17 protein-coding genes and 1 tRNA gene are annotated in these 19,460 nt (G+C 46.1%); 11 read left to right on the forward strand and 7 right to left on the reverse strand.

The window, feature by feature from the left end:
* Nucleotides 1-20 precede the first annotated feature (20 nt).
* Nucleotides 21-1,355 carry an ABC transporter substrate-binding protein gene (locus tag CHRO_RS12390; RefSeq protein WP_041463082.1) on the forward strand — a complete coding sequence of 445 codons (1,335 nt, stop codon included), beginning with the start codon at nt 21-23 and terminating at the stop codon, nt 1,353-1,355.
* 75 nt (nt 1,356-1,430) lie between these two features.
* Here CHRO_RS12390 and CHRO_RS12395 read toward each other — a convergent pair whose 3' ends face one another.
* Both CHRO_RS12395 and CHRO_RS12400 read right to left on the reverse strand, forming a co-directional pair.
* The gene (locus CHRO_RS12395; protein WP_015154552.1) at nt 1,431-2,123 is read right to left on the reverse strand and encodes a hypothetical protein; all 693 of its coding nucleotides are present in this window, start codon (nt 2,121-2,123) and stop codon (nt 1,431-1,433) included.
* Nucleotides 2,124-2,271: 148 nt separating this feature from the next.
* On the reverse strand, nt 2,272-3,225 hold the full coding sequence (locus tag CHRO_RS12400) for a serine hydrolase (RefSeq protein WP_015154553.1): 954 nt from the start codon (nt 3,223-3,225) through the stop codon (nt 2,272-2,274).
* Between CHRO_RS12400 and CHRO_RS31185 the strand changes: the two genes are divergently transcribed.
* The 4 genes from CHRO_RS31185 (at nt 3,206) to CHRO_RS12415 (ending at nt 6,559) form a co-directional block, all read left to right on the forward strand.
* Complete coding sequence (locus tag CHRO_RS31185; RefSeq protein ID WP_181824322.1) at nt 3,206-3,385, forward strand: hypothetical protein; 180 nt, start codon at nt 3,206-3,208, stop codon at nt 3,383-3,385. The genes CHRO_RS12400 and CHRO_RS31185 overlap by 20 nt on opposite strands.
* A 54-nt stretch (nt 3,386-3,439) precedes the next feature.
* The gene (locus CHRO_RS12405) at nt 3,440-4,150 is read left to right on the forward strand and encodes a C40 family peptidase (RefSeq protein WP_015154554.1); all 711 of its coding nucleotides are present in this window, start codon (nt 3,440-3,442) and stop codon (nt 4,148-4,150) included.
* Between the two features lie 101 nt (nt 4,151-4,251).
* Nucleotides 4,252-5,256, forward strand: a complete 1,005-nt coding sequence (locus tag CHRO_RS12410) for a glycosyltransferase family 2 protein (RefSeq protein ID WP_015154555.1) — start codon at nt 4,252-4,254, stop codon at nt 5,254-5,256.
* Nucleotides 5,257-5,332: 76 nt separating this feature from the next.
* On the forward strand, nt 5,333-6,559 hold the full coding sequence (locus CHRO_RS12415; RefSeq protein WP_015154556.1) for an MFS transporter: 1,227 nt from the start codon (nt 5,333-5,335) through the stop codon (nt 6,557-6,559).
* A gap of 61 nt (nt 6,560-6,620) precedes the next feature.
* Here CHRO_RS12415 and CHRO_RS12420 read toward each other — a convergent pair.
* Nucleotides 6,621-6,694: transfer RNA gene (locus CHRO_RS12420), tRNA-Arg, on the reverse strand.
* A gap of 36 nt (nt 6,695-6,730) precedes the next feature.
* On the opposite strand from CHRO_RS12420, the gene moaC reads away from it, so the two are divergent.
* Nucleotides 6,731-7,237, forward strand: coding sequence for a cyclic pyranopterin monophosphate synthase MoaC (moaC, locus tag CHRO_RS12425; protein WP_015154557.1), 507 nt, complete (start codon nt 6,731-6,733; stop codon nt 7,235-7,237).
* A gap of 64 nt (nt 7,238-7,301) precedes the next feature.
* Here the strand turns inward: moaC and CHRO_RS29630 are convergent, their stop codons facing one another.
* The 3 genes from CHRO_RS29630 to CHRO_RS12440 form a co-directional block, all read right to left on the reverse strand.
* A complete protein-coding gene (locus CHRO_RS29630; RefSeq protein ID WP_015154558.1) occupies nt 7,302-7,994 on the reverse strand; it encodes an OmpA family protein in 693 nt (230 codons plus the stop codon).
* A complete protein-coding gene (locus CHRO_RS12435; RefSeq protein WP_015154559.1) occupies nt 7,991-8,740 on the reverse strand; it encodes a hypothetical protein in 750 nt (249 codons plus the stop codon). The genes CHRO_RS29630 and CHRO_RS12435 overlap by 4 nt, the downstream gene beginning before the upstream one ends.
* A gap of 213 nt (nt 8,741-8,953) precedes the next feature.
* Nucleotides 8,954-11,983 (reverse strand): UPF0182 family protein, encoded by a 3,030-nt coding sequence (locus CHRO_RS12440; RefSeq protein WP_015154560.1) that lies wholly within the window; start codon nt 11,981-11,983, stop codon nt 8,954-8,956.
* A gap of 228 nt (nt 11,984-12,211) precedes the next feature.
* Between CHRO_RS12440 and CHRO_RS12445 the strand changes: the two genes are divergently transcribed.
* From CHRO_RS12445 to CHRO_RS12455, 3 genes are all read left to right on the forward strand, one after another.
* Nucleotides 12,212-13,402, forward strand: a complete 1,191-nt coding sequence (locus CHRO_RS12445; RefSeq protein ID WP_015154561.1) for a response regulator — start codon at nt 12,212-12,214, stop codon at nt 13,400-13,402.
* Between the two features lie 194 nt (nt 13,403-13,596).
* Nucleotides 13,597-13,956 carry a response regulator gene (locus tag CHRO_RS12450; protein ID WP_015154562.1) on the forward strand — a complete coding sequence of 120 codons (360 nt, stop codon included), beginning with the start codon at nt 13,597-13,599 and terminating at the stop codon, nt 13,954-13,956.
* The gene (locus tag CHRO_RS12455; RefSeq protein WP_015154563.1) at nt 13,956-14,441 is read left to right on the forward strand and encodes a chemotaxis protein CheW; all 486 of its coding nucleotides are present in this window, start codon (nt 13,956-13,958) and stop codon (nt 14,439-14,441) included. The genes CHRO_RS12450 and CHRO_RS12455 overlap by 1 nt, the downstream gene beginning before the upstream one ends.
* 15 nt (nt 14,442-14,456) lie before the next feature.
* Here the strand turns inward: CHRO_RS12455 and CHRO_RS34325 are convergent, their stop codons facing one another.
* Nucleotides 14,457-14,591: a hypothetical protein gene (locus tag CHRO_RS34325; RefSeq protein ID WP_256498785.1), complete on the reverse strand. Its 135-nt coding sequence runs from the start codon at nt 14,589-14,591 to the stop codon at nt 14,457-14,459.
* Between CHRO_RS34325 and CHRO_RS29635 the strand changes: the two genes are divergently transcribed.
* Nucleotides 14,592-16,985 carry a methyl-accepting chemotaxis protein gene (locus CHRO_RS29635; RefSeq protein WP_015154564.1) on the forward strand — a complete coding sequence of 798 codons (2,394 nt, stop codon included), beginning with the start codon at nt 14,592-14,594 and terminating at the stop codon, nt 16,983-16,985.
* 163 nt (nt 16,986-17,148) lie between these two features.
* On the forward strand, nt 17,149-19,443 hold the full coding sequence (locus CHRO_RS29640) for a methyl-accepting chemotaxis protein (protein ID WP_181824323.1): 2,295 nt from the start codon (nt 17,149-17,151) through the stop codon (nt 19,441-19,443).
* The last annotated feature ends 17 nt before the right edge of the window (nt 19,444-19,460 follow it).

Here is a 19,460-nt window from a genome sequence, read left to right on the forward strand (position 1 = left end):
AAACGACCGATCCTGTTTTGGTGAAACGCTTATCAGGTACTCTTGCCCTAGCTACTGCTACTCTCTCGCTCGGTTTTTTGGCTGCGGCTTGTCAACAAACCACAACAACAAGCAGCACGCCCCAAACCACAACTGCCGATTCTGCTCCGGCAACAACTCCGGTTGCAACAGATGTACAAGCTAGCACGCAAGCACTAAAGCTTGGCTCTCTTCTCCCCGCCACGGGCGATTTAGGTCCCATCGGACAACAAATGTCGGGTGCTGTTCCCTTAGTCATCGAGACAGTCAATGCTTGCGGTGGTGTTAATGGCGCTCCTGTCTCCTTAGTGGCAGAAGATGACGAAACCGATCCGCGTAAGGGTGCGGCAGCGATGACGAAACTAGCAAACGTCGATCGCGTAGCAGGTGTAGTTGGTTCTTTTGCCAGTAGCGTTTCTAGCGCGGCTGTACCGATCGCCGTGCGCAACAAGGTGATGCTGATCTCGCCTGGTAGTACGAGCCCTGTCTTTACAGATAGAGCCAAAAAAGGTGAATTTAAAGGCTTTTGGGCGCGGACAGCTCCCCCCGATACCTACCAAGCCGAAGCCCTAGCTCAATTAGCGAAAAAACGAGGTTTTAATCAAGTCTCGACTGTAGTAATCAATAACGACTACGGTGTAGGTTTTGAAAAAGCTTTTGTCCAAACTTTTAAAAAACTTGGTGGAACTGTCGTTAACGAAGGTAGACCGACTCGTTACGATCCCAAAGCAACAACCTTTGAAACTGAAGCCGCTGCTGCTTTCGCTGGCAAACCCCAGGCAGTGATTGCCGTGATGTACGAAGAAACAGGTAGCATCTTACTGAAATCTGCCTACGAGCAAGGATTAATGCAGGGAGTACAGGTGATGCTCACTGACGGAGTGAAATCCGCCACCTTCCCTGGAAAAGTTGGCAAGAAAGATGACGGTAAATATATTGTCACTGGGGCGATTGGGACTGTGCCAGGTGCAGATGGCAAAGCACTGACAGCGTTAACCCAATTGTGGAAACAAAAGAAAAATCAGGCAGTTGGGGAATACGTCCCTCAAGCTTGGGATGCGACAGCACTACTCGTCCTCGCCGCCCAAGCAGCCAAGGCAAATACTGGCGAAGCAATTGCCAGTAAACTACGAGAAGTTTCTAACGCTCCAGGGACGGCAGTTACTGACGTATGCAAAGGTTTAGAGTTATTACGCAAAGGTCAAGATATCAATTATCAAGGCGCTAGCGGTAACGTCGATGTCGATGCTAACGGTGATGTTGTCGGAGTCTATGACGTTTGGACGGTCAAAGACGACGGTACTCTCGGTACGATTGGTAAAATTAGCCCGAAATAATTCAGAGCTCGGTTAACGATGACCGATGTAGAGACGTTACATGTAACGTCTCTACATGTAATGTCTCTACTATTTTTAGAAGCCAGGGAAGTTATAGCCGACTCCTAGTAATAGACCGATAGAAGTTTCCTCAAAAAAGGCAACGTTTACCCCAGCCGTAGCAGTAAATTGATTAGTCAGGGGAAAATCTACCCCACCAGTAAGCAAGAAGTCGGTTTGACTGTCATCGCCAGAGGCGATCGCAACTCCCCCACCTATGTAAGGTGATATTGGTAGCGCAGCATCTATGACATCAACTCCTGGTAAAGAAATATCGTAAGTTAGGGGAATCAGAAAAACCGTATCTCCCCCAAAGACGGCAGATGGACGCACTGAGAAGTTACTAGGCAGCCCAATTTTGCTAATCACGGCAAAGTTAGAGTCGCCTAAATCCGTGTCCCCATCCAAACCTATATTAGCGGCAATACCAACATAGCTAGAACCACCAAGAACTGCGCGTCCCACATCGGCGCTATCGACTTGGGCGATCTGGGAATTATCGATTTTTGTCGTTTCTAACTCTGGAATTGTAGCAGGCTCAGTAGTTAGAGTCGTAGCTGAAGTCACAGACGTTCCTGGCATCGGGACGACACGATCTGGAGGTTGTGCAGGTTGATTTAACTGCGGGCGATCGCGATCGTACGTCTGAGCTTGAGCAGATAAACTCCAACCAAGTACGGTCAAGCTCGCAACACCGAACACCAACGGCAAATGACGAGAAAAAAGCATATTTGCGTTCACTCCTAGCACATTTTATGCTGAAAACTTGCATAATTCACTCTATCTATTAGTTATTAGCTCTAGCTTTTTATGTTTTGTCAATGTTTGTTTGTCATTTGTCATTTGTTACTGGTCACTGGTCACTGGTCACTGATAACTACTCCCGATTCCCCAAAGTAGCGACTGCGGCAGCGAACTGCTGCGAAATGAAAGGTAAGATCTGACGATTTTTACTGTGGGGGCGACCTTCGGTAAATACAACTAATAAGTATGGTCGCAAATTAGGAATTTCTATATAAGCAGCATCGTGCCGGACTTGACTCGTCCAGCCAGCTTTTGCCCACAGTTGCGCTTCTGGGGGTAATCCGCCACCTAGAAAACCCGTAATTTGGTCTTCGTCATTATCTGTCGGTAAATCGGCAGGATTAAGGCTGCGCTTGAGTAAACTCATCATCGCCTGCGATCGCCCGCTAGACACCGCTACCCCGCCTACAATACTGTGTAACAATCTTGCTGTGGCATTAGTCGTCAGCATATTGCGATTGTCCATTAACTCCCCCACAAACGCTCGTTCGCGACCATAGGGACCATCACACCAAGTTTTTTGATTGACGTTGATTGTCGCCATCTCCTCCCAACCGAGAGATTGATAGTAGCGATTGACGATGTTGCGTTGAGTTTTCCAAGTCTCAAAAGGCGCGGCTGGGAGTTCGGGACCGCTAGTCGTACCGCTGAGAACGTCAACGATTAAACTAGTTGCATCATTGCTAGAATCAGCGATCGCATCGCGCATGGCGCGTTCGATCTCCGGCGAAGACCCAACCATGCCTTTTTCTAACCATTCTTGTATCGCCACCAAATAAAATAGTTTGACGATACTAGCAGGATAGATTCGTTCCACACCGCGATAGCTATACCCCCGCACTGGAAAATTCCAGAAGGCTTGGGGACTCAAAGCACCACCTGTATTGACGGAGACTGGAGGATCGTAGACAATCCACGTCAGAGCAATTTGGTTACGTGCCAAAGTGGGAAATTCTGCCCAAGTTGCTTCTAAAACGCGATCGCCCAGATTTTCTAGTTGTTCGTCTTTGCGGAAAAAAAATGTCATAGCGAGGACAAGGGAGACAAGGAGGACAAGGGAGACAAGGAGGACAAGGGAGACAAGGAGGACAAGGGAGACAAGGAGGACAAGGGAGACAAGGAGGACAAGGGAGACAAGGAGGACAAGGGAGACAAGGAGGACAAGACTAATTCGCAATTCGCAATAAAGTAAATTTCTCGCCTCTTAGATCTTGCAACAAATGACTAATGACTAATGACCAATGACAAATTTAGAACAATTACAAATTGGCATTGAATATCAGTGCCTCAGTCCTCTAAATATATATGATTCTCCTCAGTGCGATCGCTTGGCAACTCAAGCAGCAGATGGAAGACATTTACAAGTTACGACTATGCCTGACAACCCGTCAGCAATTGAGGTGTGTTTGTGTGAAGATGATTATCCAGGTTGGCTGCTCGGATCTGACATCCAAAAATTAGCTATAGCCAAGTCTCCTTATCAAGCGATCGCTCTTTCTATTACAGAAATTAAGCACCGCTTGCCAAAAGTTATTGACTATGCGTGTCAAGCGATGCAGCAACCCAATTACTATTTATGGGGTGGAACGTTAGGACCAAACTATGACTGTTCGGGCTTGATCCAAGCAGCTTTTGTTTCAGTGGGTGTTTGGTTACCTAGAGATGCATATCAACAGGAAGCCTTTGTAGAGAAAATTTCTGAAGTGGAACTCTCACCAGGAGATTTAGTCTTCTTTGGGACGGATAAGAAAGCTACCCATGTGGGACTTTATTTAGGCACTGGATCTTATATACATAGTTCTGGGCAAAAAATGGGGCGTAACGGCATTGCGATCGATCGCTTAACGGCAGAGGGAGACGAAATTAGTCGGTCGTACTTTCAACAACTGCGTTCCTACGGCAGAGTCGTTAAGTGTTTTGAGGGAATTCGGAATTCAAAAGTCAAAAGTTAGAAGTCAAAAGTCAAAAATGAGGAGACAGGAGACAAGTCACAAGTCAAAATTAACTAACCACTAACCACTAACCGCTAGCCACTAGCCACTACTAACTACTCATGATCGTTTCCGATAGCTTAACTCAATCCAATGGGGCGATCGCCTCATATAAACTAGACGTTTCGGTGGTCGTACCAGTTTACAACGAGGTGGAGAGCATACCTCATTTGCTGGAGGCGATCGCTTCTACCATGAAAGCCAGTGGTTTAACATACGATATTATTTGCGTCGATGATGGTTCCAAAGACGGTTCGGCGGATTTCCTCAAGCAACAAGCAACAGAACGCACCGATTTAAAAGCTGTCTTATTACGACGCAACTACGGACAAACAGCAGCAATGGCGGCTGGATTTAAATATGCTACAGGGAAAGCGATCGTCACTCTGGATGCAGATTTACAAAACGATCCGGCGGATATTCCTGCTTTACTTGCCAAACTCGATGCGGGCTATGATTTGGTAAGCGGTTGGCGCAAACAACGACAAGATGCGGCTTTAACTCGCTTACTCCCTTCTAAAATTGCTAATAAACTCATTGGCATGACAACAGGTGTCAAGTTACACGACTACGGCTGTTCTCTCAAGGCTTATCGGTCGGAACTCGTAGCCGATATGAATCTCTACGGAGAATTGCACCGCTTTTTACCCGCTTTAGCCTTTATTGAAGGGGCGAGAATTGGCGAAATGCCTGTGAGACACCACGCACGACGTTTTGGTCGCAGTAAGTACGGGTTGTGGCGGACGTTTCGCGTCTTGATGGATCTGCTGACAATCTCCTTCATGAAGAAGTTTCTCACCCGTCCCATGCACGTATTCGGTCTGTTTGGGCTGCTGTCTCTAGTCTTGGGTACGGCGATCGGGCTATATTTGACTTTCTTAAAATTAGGTTTGGGTCAAAGTATTGGCAATCGTCCCTTATTGATTTTGTCTGTCTTGCTATTCATCACTGGGGTACAGTTGTTTTGCTTCGGACTACTGGCAGAACTTTTGATGCGGACGTACCATGAATCTCAAGGTCGTCCAATCTATCGCGTGCGAGAGGTCGTAGGTCATAATGTTAAGTAAAGTAAAAATATTTGATGTAGAGGCGTTACATGTAATGTCTCTACACTGAATAATCCCTACTCCCTAAAATTGAACCTTGAACGTTTTTCTGAAATTCGATCGCAGTTTGCGGCGAAATTTGCTGATTTTATTCTGTGCTGGGCTGAGTTTCTGGTCTAGTCTGACAGCATTGTTGCCCGTTCTGCCCCTTTATATCGAGGATGTGGGGGCGAACAAGCAACAAATTGGCATGGTAATGGGTTGTTTTGCCATTGGACTGTTATTATTTCGTCCTTGGTTAGGACAGCTTGCCGATCGCCGCAGTCGTAAACTGGTGTTATACATTGGCACGGCTGTAGTCGCGATCGCCCCTTTAGGTTATTTAGTCATTACATCTTTGCCTTTATTGATGGCGCTGCGGGCATTCCACGGGATTAGTATTGCCGCTTTTACCACGGGCTACAGCGCCCTAGTTGCCGATATTGCACCCCCCCAACATCGCGGTGAAGTTATCGGCTATATGAGTTTAGTGACCGCGATTGGTATGGCAGTGGGACCCGCCATCGGCGGTTTTTTACAAGCTGGGGCTGGCTATGCACCCCTCTTTCTCCTCTCGGCAGGGTTGGGATTTTTGGGCATCTTGTTTACTTCCCAAGTCTACAATCCACCGATCGCGAAAGTGACAACCGAAAGTCCTTCAGCAGATCGGTTTTGGAGTTTATTATTCAGTCCGCGACTGCGTATCCCCGCGATTGTTTTATTACTAGTTGGTTTGGCTTTCGGTACTTTAAGTACCTTCGCACCTCTATTTATTAAATCGACTCAAGTAGATTTAAACGCAGGATTATTTTACACCGCAGCCGCGATCGCGAGTTTTGTCGTGCGCTTGACTACGGGACGAGCTTCCGACCGTTACGGCAGGGGTTTATTTATCTCTATCAGCTTGATTCTCTACTCGGTATCGATGCTGCTGCTATGGCAAGCTACCAATGCCAGTATGTTTTTATGGGCAGCAATTATCGAAGGGGCTGGGGCAGGAATGCTATTGCCTACCATTGCCGCACTACTGGTAGACCGCGCCCAGCCAGACGAACGGGGGAGAATCTTTGGTGTGTGTATGGTGGGGTTTGATGTCGGAATTGCGATCGCGGGTCCCTTCTTAGGTTTAATTGCCGAACAAGTCGGTTATCGGGCGATGTTTGGTGCGGCTGGCGGGCTAACTTTCCTCGCTTTACTCATCTTTTTGACCCATTCGAGCAAAAGTTTTCCAGCCTCTTTACGTTTCGCCTTGGGCAGGGGTCAGGATGCATACGCATTAAAATAGGGGCGCATAACCAAAGTAGGGGCGCACAGCTGTGCGCCCCTACAAACCGATAAATCAAAAACGGGCGAGGAGGGATTCGAACCCCCGACACCGTGGTCCGTAGCCACGTGCTCTAGTCCACTGAGCTACACACCCTTGCCAGAAACTTATAGTAACACACACTTTGACTAAATGACACAAGAAAATTTTTCTGCTGCTAATTTGACTCATCTGGATCGGCAAGGGCAAGCTCAGATGGTAGATGTTTCTGCCAAACAGCCAACAGTTCGAGAAGCGATCGCCTCTGGTAGAGTGAGGATGCAAGCAGATACTTTGGCAGCGATTCAAGCTGGCAACGCCCCCAAAGGTGATGTCTTGGGAACGGCAAGACTAGCCGGAATTATGGCAGCCAAGCAAACATCAAATCTCATTCCCCTGTGCCATCCCTTACCCCTACAAAAAGTCGAAGTTCAAATTACCCCCGATCCCGAACTTCCTGGCTATCAAATTACAGCTACAGTCAGAACCAAAGCCGAAACGGGTGTAGAAATGGAAGCACTCACCGCCGTTTCCGTCGCTGCTTTGACACTTTACGACATGGCAAAAGCCCTAGAAAAATCGATGCAAATTGAAGCAATACATTTGGTTAGTAAGACGGGCGGGAAATCGGGAGATTATGCGGTAATAGGTAATGGATAGTTGATAGCTGTGTGGTGCGTGAAATACTTACGACTCCCTAGTACGGGCGCACAGCCGTGCGCCCCTACGACTTACGACTTATAATCACCTCTACCCGCCGATTTTTCTGCCTCCCTTCTGGGTTATCAGCACCGTTAGATTTTGTATTTGGGGCGATGGGTTGTTTTTCACCCCAGCCCTTGGGTGTCATGCGGCTACCGTCAATATCAAAATTCTGCGCTAAATAGTTTTTGACGGCTTCCGCCCGCTTCTGAGAAAGCACTTGATTGTAAGCATCGCTACCCTTACTATCTGTATATCCGTTGATAGTCACGGGTGCTTCAGCATAGTTTTTTAGTAGTAAACTCAGTTTTTGTAATGTTGGTTTAGCACTAGGACGAATATTCGATTTATCGAAATCAAATAAAATATTTTCTGGTAAATTAATTAGAATACCCGCGCTAGTTTCTTGGGCTTTTAGATCTGTTAAGGCTTTTTGAATAACTGTTTGCGTTGTTTGAGTAGATCGCACAACTTCTAGCTGGGTGACAGAAGTACCCGATTGCTGGGGTTGTTCTAATTGAGTTACAGCGATCGCCTGTGGTTCTTCTAAAGTTGTAATTACATTTGTGGTGGACTGCTGTTGAGTCTCTGTAACACCACGATTGCTAGCCTGCTGACTGTCACAAGCAACTGTCAGGATCAGTAAAAAGCAAGCGATCGACTTCACATTCACAATTCCGAATTCCGAATTCCGAATTCCGAATTTCTCTCTCATTTTCCTTCACCCTGAAGCGGGATATTAAAGGTCATCTTCGGGTTATTGCTAAAATTTTCATTGCCACCAAATCTATTATTTGTAGTTAAGGTCAAAGTAGTTGCACCAGGGGCAATTCGACCGTTGAAAACAAATTTTCCTTTAAGGGTCGTGTTGGGGTCAATTCTAATATCTTCGTTGTTCGGTGGTTCTACCAGATTGTACTGATTCCCTAAATTATCTGCAATGACCATATCGTGACTGTTATTAAGTCGAATCCCATTACGATGACCGTTTGTCACGGTAAGATCGGCGGTGATGTGGTCGTCAGAAAAGGTAATTCCCGCAAGTCGCGCTGTCGTACCGTTAGCATGATTGACTTGGAGGCTTAGAGTTTGAGGCGCGGGTAACGAAGGATCGATCGCAGTTGTAGCAGCAGGAGGATTTGCGGCTGTCGTACTCGTCTCAGCTTGAGTTGGAGGTGGCGCAGCGTTTGGTTGAGGTTCGTTATTTGATGGTATTAGATTTGTCGCCGATTGAGTCGATCTCTGTTGCGTAAATATATACAATCCGCCACCGACTAAAACGACTAGTAGTAGGGTGGAAACTACGCCCAACAAAAACACGAGTATTCCATTGTTGCTGCGTCCAACAGTCGGTTCCGCGTGCGGGCGATCGCTAACTTCTCCTGTCCTATTCCCACGGGTGACATTCGCGTGATTTGCTGTTTCTGACTCGGCGCGATCGTTACTTTTGAAGTTAGCCATAACTCAAATATGTTTTTTCAATGCTTAATTTTTAATTAAATCTCAATCCTACCAAGACTCTTTTTATACCCTAACTTTATTAAAAATAGATACCAAAAAGGCTCTTGCAAGTCAATACTTGCTGACAAGGGGTAATTGGTAATTGGTAATTGGTAATCTGTCATTGACAGTTAACTAGTAACTAGTAACTGGTCACTGGTCAGGAGTCACTGGTCACTGTTCCTCCACCGGGCGAATAATTGGTGTTGCAGGTGTTTCCTTTTGTTGAAAAATAGCTTTTAATGCCTGTTCTAAAGTCTCTGCCATCACAATTCTATTTTCGTAAGCCACTATGACCCGTACTAAAGTTGGCAAGCTATTTTGCGCTGCTTCTAAGTAAAGTGGTTCAACATACAACAGCGATTGTTCTATGGGAATTATCAGTAAATTTCCTTGAATTGTTCTAGAACCCTGTCGATTCCATAATGAAATTTGCTGAGAGATCACCGGATCTTGATTAATTCTCGCTTCGATTTGTTCTGGACCATAAACCAGTCGTTGTTTAGGAAACTCGTACAGTAATAATCTACCGTAGTTCTCGCCGTCCGATCGCGCTGCCAACCAAGCAATTAAATTTGTCCTTTGACTGGGAATGTAAGGCAATAAAAGGATAAATTCTTCAAACGGTACAGTAGGTAAACTAGTGATTAAATAATAAGGCTCGACTAATTTTGCTTCACTGCCATAAACTTCAGTAGGAATTTGCCACTGGTCTTCTCGGTTATAAAATACTTGCGGATCGGTCATGTGATAAGTTGTCAACCGTTCTGCTTGGATGCTAAACAAATCTAGGGGATAGCGGATGTGCGATCGCAAAGTTTTTGGTAAATTGTTTAACGGTTGAAACAAACCAGGAAAAACTTTTTGCCAAGTGTTAATTATCGGATCGTTAGGATCGGCAACATAGAAATTGACCGTACCGTGATAGGCATCGATAACAACTTTAACTGAGTTACGAATATAGTTAATTCCCTCATTACCAGGCTCGGCATAGGGATAGCGATCGCTCGTCGTGTATCCATCGACAATCCAGTAAAGATAACTTTGTCGATCTCCTGCATCTGCAACTACCAAATAGGGGTCGCGATCGTACCGGATAAAAGGAGCGATCGCCCGAATTCTGCGATTAATATTACGCCGAAATAGTAACTTCGTCTGGGGTGTAAAATCCTGTGTCAACAACATTTGCCAGTCATTTAAGTACTTAGCAAATAGCAACCGCCGCCAAAACGAGCCGATATTAATTCCACCTCGACCGTCATAAACGTTATAAACATTATCATTGCCACTTGGGTAGTCTAATTCTTTTGTCTGCGTACCCGTCATGACGTAGGTATCTGTAATTTCCCCAAAATAAATTCGCGGTTGTCCGATGGGAATACTATCGCGGATTGCTTCGCTAGAGACAGCCAGAGTACTGCCATCAGTTGTTGTGTCGCTGATATCTTTGACAAAATACTCCGGTAGTCCCCCAGCAGCCGCCGTATTCACAGGACTGAGGGTAAAACCATAGCCATGCGTGTAAATTAAGTGTTGGTTGACCCACGTTTGTGCTTCTTGGGGTACGGCGCTATAGTCTAACTCTCTTGCTGCAATCAGAGTTTGCCTTGTCTCCGTGTTAACTGCATTTACACCAGTTTGCTGTTGTTCGGTTGTAGATGGTGGTGCGGCACTGGGTCGGCGCGCAACTGTATCTTGTAGTAAGGTATAGCGATCGATATCGGCATCGGGAAACCGATAATACAGTCGGATCTGTTGCAATTGGCGATTTGTTTCTAATAGGGGACGTTGATCCCACAGGCGAATATTGCGAATGGTAAGGTCGTTGACTTGAATGTCTTGATAGGTAAGATTATTTTGTGGATCGAAGGTACGGTTGTCGATTCCCAAGTTAAAAGCTTGACGAGTTAATCCAATACTTCGCTGAATGTAGGGTCGTTCTCGTTCTAATTCATTCGGGAGTACGACAAAACGCTGCACGGCTGAGGGTAATAGCGTACCAGTTCCTATAGCAATCAGTAAATACGTGCTAACGCTTCCAATTAAAAACTTGCGTCTAAATTGTTTGGGATAACCAAAAACTGCACCCCAGAACAAAAAAATCGCGATCGCCACTGCCAATAAACTTAAGAAGGTATTAGCTGGTAGCTGTACCGTTACATCCGTATAACCTGCGCCAAAGGACACGCCACGGCGAGAATAAAGTAATTCATAGCGGTTCAACCAATAACTGAGAGCAACCGCTAGCATGAAACAGCCGCCTAATCCCTCTAGATGTCGCTGCTGCGATCGCGTAAACCTGGGAAATCGCCCTTGACTTAAATTATCTCCAGCTAAAAGATAAGTCAGGGCAACAGCAGTTAAACCATATAAAAACATTCCCACCAACCAAAATTCTATTAATTCTCCTAATGGGAGGGTGAAGATATAAAAGCTAATATCGCGATTGAAAACGGGTTCGGCACTATTAAAAGTGGTGGGATTGAGATATTTCAGTATTCTTGCCCAATTCCCAGACAGAACTAGACCAAAAATTCCACTGAACACAATCGCGATCGCCCACAGAAAAAAGCGCGTGTAGAATAATAGGGCGATCGCTAATCCTGCCAACACACCCAGCGCCCAAACTTGGGAGAACAATCGTTCGCCCAGAGAGAAAACTGATGCTGGTCTAAATAACTTGGGAATCAGCGGCGATATATTCGGTAAATTCAAGTCAGTTTGCCAGTACTGCCTAGCAATTTGACCGTAATGCCACAACAACAGCCCCACCAACAGACTTAATAGCAAGACTAGGGGGAGAAATAGGTGTGGGGGTAGTTGGTAGTTGGTAGTTGGTAGTTGGTAATGGGTAATTGGTAGTGGGTAATTGGTAGTGGGTAATTGGTAGTTGCTCCCTTGTCCCCCTGGTCCCCCTTGTCCCCCTGGTCCCTCCCTGCTCCCGACTCCCTGCTCCCTGCTCTCTATCAAGCGTTCAGCCACCACTAAATTACCCAGCAAATACAAAGCCGTGATGCCAAAGCCAATCGCCCATAATAAACCTTGGGTCAATAGTCGCAGTCTCAATACTGGCAAGTGACCGACTTCTTGAAACCAAAAAATCTCTGCCCCCAGACGGGCGACAAGATCGAAAAATAACCACAAGCCAAAGACAATTGCGATAAGTTGAAAACAGCGTTGCAAAAATATAGGTTTTTTTAACACTTTCTTACTGTCAATATCTAAAAAGATTTTATGTTCGTTAAATGCAGAAAACCCGCTTACTTAGCGACTCTTAAGAAAAAGTATAGATAGCTTTTGCCCTTTGTTGCCGCGATCGCCTGCACTTAAATTCTTGACGAAGATGTTAGCAATCTGAAAATTTAGGGAACTATAAAAGCGAGAAAACTAGGGTTGCCAGAGTATAGGGACTTTCGCGGATAAATAATTGGTATGCAATCAAATTTAAGCTTTTCGTTTGGGGCATCAGAACTAACCGACCGACTGAAGCAAGTTTTTGACGATACCCTAACAGGGTACTGGCAAATTCAATTAAGCAAAGGAGAGCGCTCTCGTATTCCTCAGCCTCGCTATCTAGGAGTCGTGCAAGGGCGGGTCATTTCCTCTGGAATTGAGAAACTAGCAGCGTGGAAGCCTTTTTTAGCAACTTTAAATCAATCTATACCTCAACTGCGCCAACCACAAGCACAACAAGCATTCGGACAGCTACAACAGGAATTATCTAGTAAGGAAGCCACCCCTTTAAGCAAAATTGTCGTCGAGATGGTCAATATGAAATTGGTCACTCATGATGACGTAACGCAAGCACTGCGGCAAAAAATTCTCATCGATTTAGATACATATTTATTTGACTACGGCGGACAAGCTCAGTTTTTTTCCGAACCCGAACTCGTTGTCAATACTCCAATTCGCGGCTTTGAATTGAGTGGTTTGTTTGTAGAAGCCTCGAACCGCCAAAGTCAATGGAAGCAACTGCAAAAATACATTCCTTCCCTCGACAGCACTTTGATATTGAAACAGGAGGCAATAGCAGCTGCTTCTATGCCAACAGCACAACAGCAGCAGTTACAAAACTTAGTCCAACCAGGTAAAAATTTAGCGGCGATCGCCCGCACGATGGGAAAAGATCCTTTAGAAGTCGCAAAATTCTTTAGCCGTTTGATTGAAAGAGGCTTAGTAGAAATAGAAAAATCCGTTAACACTTCTGGCAATTCTCAATCTTCAGCAGAAATATTTATTGTTGATGACTCGCCTCTACTAATCCAGCAATTTCGTCAGCTCGTAGAAGGTTGGGGATACCAAGTGAAGTATTCCAACAATGCTCTGACTGCGGTGCAAACAATGATGGAATCTCAACCCTTAGCAATTTTTCTCGATATCAATATGCCAGGAGCTTCTGGATTCGACCTGATTAAGCAAATCCGACGACAACCCCAACTAGCATCCCTGCCTCTGGTGTTACTGACAGCTGAAAAATCTGTTTCCAACCAATGGCGAGCGCAGTGGGCAAATTGCAAGTTTTTAGCTAAGCCCCGTACCCCTGCCGAAGTCCCAACATTTCGCACAGATTTGCGGCAAATGTTATTTGAAATAGCCCCCACCACTAAAGATATGGTTGTGTAATTTTATGCGCAATTCACGATTAAATTCTATACCCTATACCCTTTCTTTATGCACCAGTACGGGCGGGTTTAGCAAAAAAATTATGACTTCAGCAGTCATCTGCGCTTCATACCCGCCCCTACGATAACTGACAACTGTTAATGGGAATTCTAAATATTAAGGTCAACTAAACCACACGAAAGGACGACAAACTCATGAAATTTTTAGTTGTTGATGATAGCTCGGTCGATCGCCACTTACTCACTTCTTTATTAGAAGGTTTAGGGCATCAAGTCGATGCTTGTTCCGACTCGAAGGAAGCTATGCAAATGCTTACAGATCGAGACTATGCATCTGTATTTCTAGATATTGTGATGCCAGAACAAGACGGCTATAAGTTTTTGCGCGAGGTGCGTTCTAACCAAAAAACTGCAAAGCAGCACGTCATTTTCTGTTCGACTAAAAAGACTCCTCTGGAGATTGACTATGGCATGAAACGGGCTGGAGCCGATGATTATTTGATCAAACCCGTGACGCGGGAAACCGTCGAGCAAGCTTTACAAAAGGTACGCTAATGAATCCCTCTCCTGACGCGATCGCCCAAAGTGATGCATCGATCCAGCTTGAGGAAAAGCAACAGCGATATATCCTCACCCAAGTCGAACAATTTACTTTTGTCTTGCCGCTGACTCTAGTGGCAGAAATTCCAATTGTCGAGCGATCGCAGATCCTGGTGATGCCGTTCTACTCGCCAGTGATGATGGGAGTACTCCATCATGCAGGTCACGTTATCCCCTTGGTTTCTCTGCGTCAACTCTTGGGTGTTGCTAAGGGTTTTGCCGCAGAAAAACTGACAGTGGTGCAATTAAGCGCTGCGGCGGCGGAACAAGGAGGACTAGGGTTAGTTGTCGATCGCACCCTGGGAATGCGATCGCATTCCCAATTGCCACCAGATTTATTTGATGCCGCGCAGTCAAATACTGAACCAAACATGCGACTGTTCAAACCGGAACTCTTAGCAGATGCATTGTGGCAACCCCTGAGATGGCGATCGACTTGATAAAGGGAGCAGTTATCAGTGACCAGTGACTCCTGACCAGTGACCAGTAAATAGGGTGTGGGGTGTGGGGTGTGGGGTGTAGTGAATTTTGAATTCTTTCCCGACTCCCGACTCCCGACTCCCTTTTTTGTAAACAATATTCTCAATCATATGACTACTAATCAACCTACCGTTTCCTCGTCTGCCCCGCAAAACAGTCCTGGGCGAAAAATTCGGTTTAATTCCATCGGTACAGTACTGTTTATCTCCGTCATGGGCGGTGCGTTAGTTAGTCTCGGTGGTATTAGTTTTTTCTTCTATCAGTCTTTAAAACAACAAATCCTCGCTCAGATCGGCGATAACTTAAACACTGAGATAACCTCAATTGAAGGTAAGTTAGAACCTGTTAAGCAATCGATGCGCGATTTAACTGGTGCATCTGAGTTATTGAGCAGCAAGAAAGCGGTCAATGCAGACCTACTTGATGCTTTACTGCTAAGATCCTTTCTCCATCGCCCTACTTTGGCTATGGGTATGGCATTGGAACAAACGGCTTATGCAATTCTTCCAGACCGTCAATGGCATGGAACATATTTCTACATAGACCAAAAAGACCCCAAGCAGCCAGGTAAGCGTCTAACTGCACCTTACGACCAACTATTCCAAATGGATTTGTTCAGGGAGGACAATTACCCGACTCAATCGTACTTTAAAGATCCCATAGCACAGGGAAGTGAAAGCTGGACTGAGCCTTACTCCTGGTATAACATCCCCATGACCAGTTTTAGTAAGGTAATACGCGATCGCAACAATAAAATTCTTGGTATTACCGCGATCGACGTAAACTTAGGGGCTTTGAGCGACCAGATCTCCAAATCCGTGATTCGTAACCAGGGCTATTTTGTCCTCGCCAGCGAACAGGGTAAACTCATGTCTTACCCACCCGCACCCGATCGCGCTAAAAATCAGAGCGGTTACGAGACAGTTCCAGAACTCAAAGCCATCTGGTCGAAAATATCATCGCCGGACAAAAAAGAGCGATCGGGACTATTGTGGACGGGAGGTAAATTCTGGGCTTATCAAAGAGTTCCCAGCACCAATTGGTTAATGATGGCAGCAGTACCGGAAGGAGTTGTTCTCGGTCCAGTTTTGACAATTACGATCGCTGGTGCGTTAGGTGCAGGTTTATTGCTAGCAGCCGTAGTTTTACTCTTCGTGCGTAGTCTCAATCGTCGCCTGCGTCCGATTCTAGATGAATGTAACAAGCTAGCGCAAGCGGATGCCCAAACCGAAATGCAGATGCAGCAGCAAGACGAGATCGGTCGGTTGTCAACTTCATTTTTCAACTTGTTGAAACAGGTTGCGGCTAACGAAGATCGGATTCGGGATGAAGTATCGCGGTCGGTATCTACCCAGGAACAGCTAAAACAAGCAGAACTCAACCAACAAGAAGGGGAAGCGCTGTCGATGGAGGTGATCCACATCCTCGACGTAGTGTCGGCAGTAGAAGAAGGAGATTTAACGGTACAAGCTGATGTAAGCGATCGCGCTACCGGGCTAGTGGCAGACACCCTCAACCGCCTGTTAGAAAAACTCGGACAAGTGCTGGCTCAGGTATATGCCGCAGCAGAACAAGTCTCCGTGGGTTCTAGTGCCTTGGGACAGCTAGCTGAAACTGTAGCAAATAACGCGGCAACCCAAGCTCAAGAAGTAGAACAGGTATTACAGTTAACCCAACAGGTAGGTGAATCAGCACAAGACTCTGCGGGAACGGTCGATCGCTCGAATCAATCTCTCACCGAAGTACAATCGGCAGTAGAACAAGGTCAAGTGGCGCTGGAAGCAATGACTAAAGGTATTGACGTTCTCAGTCAAGGTACTGACCGAATTATTCAGAAAATGAAAACTCTGGGTGAATTTGTCGGTCTAGCAGATCAATTCGTGCAAGACCAAAGCCAGATTGCTTCTTTGACTCAAGTACTGGCTTTAAACGCCACCCTGGTAGCAGCCCGCGCCTCCGAACAGCGCGACCCCAGACAGTTTTTAGTTGTAGCGCGAGAATTTGAGGCGATCGCGGCTCAAGTCAGTACTCTAGCGCAGCAGACAAACGAAGGACTCTTCACTCTACAACAGCGTACCGACCAAATTCATAGTGTAGTATCGGCAATTGATAGCGACGTACAAGGTTTAGGTGGGCTGGTGAGCGACTTTACGACGGGTGTGGAACAGTCGAACCAAGTGTTTAGTAACGTCCGCAGCAGTACCGTAGAGGTCGTACAGGCTGGACTAGGGGTATCTCGTTCTAGCGATGAGATTCTTCACGCTACCCAATCTACAGCTCAAGCGATGAATGACATTGCCGACCTCGCCAAACGTACCGCGCTCCTGACTCAGAGTACGCGCCTGCAATCGGAACAAATGCAACAGCTATCGCGCAAGTTACTCAGCAGCATTCAATTCTTCCGCTTACCAGAAACTGCCTTGAAGCAAAATACAGTTTTATCAGACTTGGATTTATTATCTGAGGCTGAAGATACTGTTGCTATGGAACTGACAACAACTTAACGCTCTGCGGCATATCGTTCCTATAGATGGCTGTACGGGCGGGTTTTGGAAAAAAACTCTGTAATCGCTCGCTCGTCTGGCTAAACCCGCCCCTACGAATATTTGACTTTTGACTTTTAACTTTTGACTTGCTTATCCAGTCATTTTTCCTGCTCTTATGACAATGAATTCATCAGACCTCGGCTTGCCATCTGCTCCTAACAATGCAGCTCCACCACCTTCAAGTAATGCCAACCGCTCTACCAAAAAAGGGTTGAGTTTGCGTTTAAAAACCACTTTGGCAGCAGTAGCAATTGGTACGCTGCCTGTAGTCGTTACTGGGATCGCAGCTAATCTCATCGCAGCTAACATGTTAGACGCGCAAATTGAGCTTGCCAAGCAGGAAGAAACTGTAGCAATGATGGACAAAGTTGAACGTTTTCTGTTTGAGCGTTACGGCGATATTCAAGCTCTCAGTAATCTGCCAATTTTGCGCAATGAGAAAGTGAAGCAAGTTGTTTCTTTAAAAGACCGTTCGCAGGTACTCACCAATTACGCTGTAACGTATGAAGTCTATGACAACGTCGCCTTCATCGATTTAAACGGCAATAATATCTTAGTCTCCCAAGGGGCTAAACTTGGCAATCACAAAAGTGCAGATTACTTTCAATCCGTCCTTGCCACGGGCAAGCGATTTATTTCCCAACCCAGAGTTGCTCCATCTACGGGTAAAACTGTTATTTACCTTGCCGCACCCGTACGAGATTCAGTCACTAATAAAATAATTGGTGTCGTGCGTACCCAAATGCCAGTTCGATTTCTGGACGCTCTGGTTAAGAGCTATGGTGAAAATGACAGAACTTATCATTTAGTCGATAAAGCAGGCAAGGTTTTCGTCACCAATGATGGCACTGAGACTTTAGGCATGGATGCCGCCGAACACCTCACTCCTTTTCCGCAACTGCGCCAGGTTAGAAAAGCTGCACCGACAGAGTCTTACGAACCATTAGAAAAACGATATGTAGTTGGGGGATATGCTCCGTTCGAGGCAACACAAGGATTACCAGATCTAGGTTGGGATGGCTTTATTCTGTCAGACCGAAACGTTGCTTTTGCAGTTAACAATCGCTTGGCGCAAATTTTTGCCTTTGGTACTCTAGCCGCAGCAATTGCAGTAAGCGCGATCGCAGTCTTATTAGTCAACCGATCGCTCCAACCAATTGAGGCAGCAACTAAAACCGTCCAAAAGTTGGGAGCGGGCGATCTGGATGTACGTCTTGCAGTCAAAGGTAGTGACGAATTGGCAATGCTAGGAGCCAATATTAATCAGATGGCTGACCAAATCCAAGACCTATTGGAGAACTTAAAAGGGACTGCTGAAATTAAGCAATTGAAAGAGGCGATCGAACAGGAGAGCCACGTCTTACAATCAGATGTGAGTCATCTACTCGATGCAGTCGCAGCATTGGAGAGCGGAGACTTGACGGTACAAGCACCGGTGAGCGATCGCGCCACTGGACTCGTAGCAGATACCCTCAACCGCCTGATTGAAGAACTGGCTCGAATTATGGCAACGGTATTATCTACTGCCCAACAAGTGACTCAGGGATCGACAGAGCTAGAACAACTAGCAGCAGTAACAGCCCAACAAGCACAGCAACAGGCACACTCAGTTAACGCCGTGCAAGCCTCAGTTGTCACTTTCTCGGATTTGTCCCAACAAACAGCACAACAAGCATTGGCATCAGACCAAGCCGTGCAACAGGCACAAATCGCTGTTACCCAAGGACAGGAGGAAATGGTGAAACTAACCGAAGAAATTAAAGTTCTCCACTCAGGTACGGAACAAATCGTCAAACGCGCCCAAATTTTGACTAACTTCGTCACCTCAGCTGCTCAGTTTGCCAAAGACCAAAAACGAGTTGCTGCCCTAACACGGGTACTTGCGTTAAATGCTTCTATGATTGCCGCTCGTGCCTCTGGACAGCAAGACCCCGACCAATTTGCTAGTGTTGCCCGCGAGTTTGAAACCATCGCGACTCAAGTGAACGATCTTGCCGTACAAACAAACCAAGGTTTGCTAATGTTGCAGCAGCAAGCAGCTCAAATTCAAACTGTAGTGTCTGGGATTAACCAAGACGTGCAAGGCATCAGCCATTCAGTGAATCAATTCGTTGGTAGCGTAGAACAATCGCAGTACGTATTCGAGCTGATTAAAGACGTAACAGATCGCGTGGCTCAGGTAGGACAACAAGTAACAGCATCTAGCCAAGCGATCGCCGCAGAAGCACAAACGACGCTGCGATCGATTGAAGAAATTGCGACGGTAGCTGCTAAGACAGAACAGCAATCTAGTTTCACCCAGGAACAAGCCGGATTAATTGACAACATGGCACGGACGTTATTAGAAAAAGTCAGTTTCTTCCGCATTTCTGAAGAGGTGCAGGGAGCAGGGAGCAGAGAGCAGGGAGCAGTGTAGAGGCATTACATGTAACA

Origin of the sequence: Chroococcidiopsis thermalis PCC 7203 (assembly GCF_000317125.1) — a bacterium.
Lineage (GTDB): Bacteria > Cyanobacteriota > Cyanobacteriia > Cyanobacteriales > Chroococcidiopsidaceae > Chroococcidiopsis > Chroococcidiopsis thermalis.